A 3,642-nucleotide genomic window follows, 5' to 3' on the forward strand; every position below is an offset into this window, starting at 1 on the left:
GCGTCCCTGTCATCACAGATCACGTGATACAGGACCTTCGTTGACAACTGGCGAATGCGCAAGCCGGCGGGCTGGCCCAGCCAGCGGGCATCTTCTTCGATCCTCTGAAACAGGGCCTCCAGCTCGGCGATCCCGCCCTGCCAGAGAAGCAGCCAGGCCTCCATCAGGTTCGCATTGGCTTGCAGGGACCAGTGACCCTCGCCCAGGGTCGCCCTGGCGCCGTCGACCAGGCGCCGGATCTGTGTGCTCACCCCGGGGCGGCTGATGAACCCGTTGACGCGGGGCATGCAGCGGAACCACAGTTCGGCATTACCTCCCTGCATGAGCAGATCGACGACTTTGGCAAGGTGCTGGCCGGGTCCGTCGACCGGACCATGGTGGCTCTCGTACCAGAAGTCGAGCAGCTCACTGAGCGTCTCGGTTTCGAGGTCCATGGGTTGGGAGCGAACCGCCTGGCCCAGATGCCGGCACTCCTTCATCTGGCCACAGAAGAACGTAGCCAGCGCCTGCATCGCCCGGGCACGCTGCGCCTCGTCGTGTCGCCCGATGGCGTCGAAGCCGGCTGCGGCATGCGCCATGCTCGACCGCACCTCGCTGTACTGATAGCGCGGCCAGGCGCACAGGCCGCGGGCATAGGCCAACCAGGGCGATCGGGCTTGGAGGTCTGCGGGAAACTGCTCGATCATGCGGATCACCTGGGCGCCTTCGTCGCAGGCCAGCATGTCCGGTGTCGCATCGGCCAGGTCCTGCTGGGCTTCGTCCCAGGCGCCCGCGCGCAGATACATGAGCGTGCGGCGCACGGGATCGGTCTCGCCCTGGGCCGCAAGGCGCAACAGCGCCGGCACCTCCTCGGGATGGCGCCGGCGCAGGCGCTCCTCCAGGAAGTCGCGAAAAAGATCGTGCAGGCGCAGCGTCAGGTCCTCGCCATCGAGCACGGAGACGAACAGCCGGCGGCGCTCGAGTTCCTCCAGCAGTCGGGCCGCGCGCGGATTGCCGCTGATCTGCTCGCAGCGCGTCACCGTGAGTTCGGGCAGCAGGGAGCAGCGCAGGAGAAAGGCCTGCAGTTCGCTCGGCAAGTCTTCGAAGACTTCACTGGCCAGGTAGTCGAACAGGTGACGGCGGTTGCGCCAGACGCCCTTGGGCGCCGCGGCGGCCGACGCCTCCGATGCTTCGAGGCTCAGGCAGAGCCCGGCGGCCCAACCGTGGGTCCGGTCCAGCAGGCGCCCGGCTTGCCCGGGGTCGTCCTGGCCGGTGGCATGGCGCCACAGGTCCTGCACTTCCTTCCTGGAGAAGCTCAGGGCCGTCTCGTCGAACTCGGCCACTTCGCGCCGCGCGCGCCAGCGCCACAGCGCCAGCGGGGGCTCCACGCGGCTGGCAATCACCAGCGTCCAGTTGCGCGGCAGGCCTTCGAGCAACTGGTCCAGGAACTCGAAGACACGGGCGTCCGCGACGGCATGCAGGTCGTCCAGCACGATCACGCCGCCCGGCGTGTCGGTGGCTTCGAGGGTGTCGAGCAGGGCGGCAGCCGCTTCACGCAGCCGGCCCTGGGTGACCTGCTCGAGAAAAGCCTCGGGCGCCAGGCGCCATGGCGGGTCCAGGGGCTCCAGTGCTTCGATCAGGTGGGAGAGCAGCCGCTGGAGGTCGTCTTCCTCGTCGGCGGTGAGCCAGGCGACGGCACAACCTGGAGGCAGCCGTTGCAGCTGGCGCGACAGGGCAGCCGTCTTGCCGTAGCCCGCCGGCGCCACCAGCAGGACCATGCGGTGGCTCGTCAGTGCATCGCCGAGCTGCTGTTCGAGCTCGCTGCGCTCGATCAGTCCGCTGCGGAAGCGGGGCGTCTGGATCTTGGCGCCGGCGAGACTGACGGACTGCATGGTGAATCAAGGGGGCTATCGATGTGTCAGCGGGACACGAGCGACACCCACTTGAAAGGCATGCGGTTGCTCGGCAGCTGCACGAGCGTGACCCGGTTGCTGAAGGCCCAGGCCAGTGTCTGTTGGTGCAAAGGGATGTGGCCGATGTCGTCCTGGTGAATCTTGAAGGCTTCGCGGATCATCGCCTCGCGTCGCACATGATCGATCTCGGACTCGATCTTGTGCGCCAGTTCGTCGAACTTCGGGTTGCTGTAGCCGCCGTTTGCCACCCCGTAAAACCCGCCGTCGGGGGTCGCCATGACACCCGCCAGCGTGAAGTGGGCATCCTGGGTAATGGAAGTCCAACCGGTGAGGTAGAAGCTTGTATCCCGGCGCCGAAGCCTCGGAAAGTAAAGGCTCTTGGATTCGATCCGTAATTCGACCGTGATGCCGGCGCGCGCGAGTTGCGCGCTCACCGCCTGGCAGATGGCCGCATCGTTGACGTAACGGTCGTTCGGACAATTCATGCCCAGCTCGAAGCCGTTCGGATAGCCCGCTTCGGCCAGCAGCTTTCTTGCCGCGACCGGGTCGTAGGGCAGCCGTACGTTCATGTCAGCCTGGAAGCCGCGGATGCCGGGGGCGATCATCAGTCCAGTGGGGACTGCGGCGTTTCGCATCACCCGAGACCTGATCGTTTCGATGTCGATCGCCTGGTAGATCGCCTGGCGCACCCGCCTGTCCTTGAGCGGGTTCGCGCCCTTGACGTTGCTGTAGAGCAGTTCGTCTCGCTGTTGGTCCATGCCCAGGAAGATGATGCGCAGATCCGGACCTTGCAGCACGGTGAATTTGCCGGAAGAGCGGATGCGGTCGACGTCGCGCAGGGGCGCCGGTTCCATCAAGTCGATGTCGCCCGACAACAGTGCGCTCACGCGCGTGGCATCGTTGGCGATGGGCGTGAAGACAACCTCGTCGAGGTTGCTCTCCAGCTTCTGCCAATAGTGCGTGTTGCGGGCAAGCACCGTGCGCAGCGACGCCTGGCGTTCCCTCAAGCGAAACGGGCCGGTGCCATTGGCCCTGAAGCTCGCACTGTTCTCGAGGCCCTTGCGTGCATCTGCCGGCATCTCTGCCTTGTTCTCCACGCACCACTTGCGGCTCATCATGTAGACGATCGTGATCGCCTCCGGAAGAATGGGGAAGGGTTCACGGGTCACGATCTCGACGGTCGCGTCATCGATCCTGCGCACCTCCTTGATCGACTCGTTGCGCAAATCGGAGCCCTTGGTATTCGCCCGCTCGAAGCTGAAGACCACGTCGTCGGCCGTGAAAGGCGTGCCGTCGTGAAACCGCACGCCCCTGCGCAGGTCGAATCGCCAGACCGTCGGCGCGGTTCGCCGCCAGCCGGTCGCCAGCACCGGCGCCAGCTTCATCTGCTTGTCCCAGTCGACAAGGGGTTCGTAGATGTTGGAATTGAGGCTCAGCTGCACGCCCTCCAGCAGTGCGTGCGGGTCCATGGACAAGGCGTCGCCGGCGTTGGCCACGCGCAAGGTCGCAGCCGTTGTCGATGCGCAAAGCAACGCAAGCGTGCCAGCGATCAGGATGGTCCTGGGGCTCATGAACCTGCTCCTTTCAAAAAAACCGCGCCATCACCCGAACGCGCACGGCAATGATCGGCGTTCAGCCGATGAAGCGCTTGTGATACCAATCGGCAGCCTGCATGCGCGAGGCCAGGTCGAGCCGGTCGAGGATGCGCGCGACATGGCGCTTGACGGTGTGCGGGCTCAGGTCCAGGGCG

Annotated in this window: 3 protein-coding genes; all 3 read right to left on the bottom strand. The window is 65.7% G+C overall.

Features of this window, described 5'->3' with window-relative positions; translation table 11 throughout:
* On the bottom strand, positions 1–1,871 hold a 1,871-nt coding region (locus A8M77_RS34695; protein ID WP_086926006.1), incomplete at its 3' end, for an AAA family ATPase.
* Positions 1,872–1,897: 26 nt separating this feature from the next.
* Positions 1,898–3,463: an ABC transporter substrate-binding protein gene (locus A8M77_RS34700; protein ID WP_086926007.1), complete on the bottom strand. Its 1,566-nt coding sequence runs from the start codon at positions 3,461–3,463 to the stop codon at positions 1,898–1,900.
* Positions 3,464–3,524: 61 nt separating this feature from the next.
* The gene (locus tag A8M77_RS37595) at positions 3,525–3,638 is read right to left on the bottom strand and encodes a LuxR C-terminal-related transcriptional regulator (RefSeq protein WP_443273600.1); all 114 of its coding nucleotides are present in this window, start codon (positions 3,636–3,638) and stop codon (positions 3,525–3,527) included.
* Between the last annotated feature and the right edge of the window lie 4 nt (positions 3,639–3,642).

It is taken from the genome of Variovorax sp. JS1663, assembly GCF_002157355.1.
In the GTDB taxonomy this organism is placed as follows: Bacteria; Pseudomonadota; Gammaproteobacteria; order Burkholderiales; family Burkholderiaceae_C; genus Variovorax.

Coding starts and splice junctions, on each gene's coding strand:
- A8M77_RS34700 (WP_086926007.1), bottom strand. CDS start 3,463: ATGAGCCCCAGGACCATCCTGATCGCTGGCACGCTTGCGTTGCTTTGC.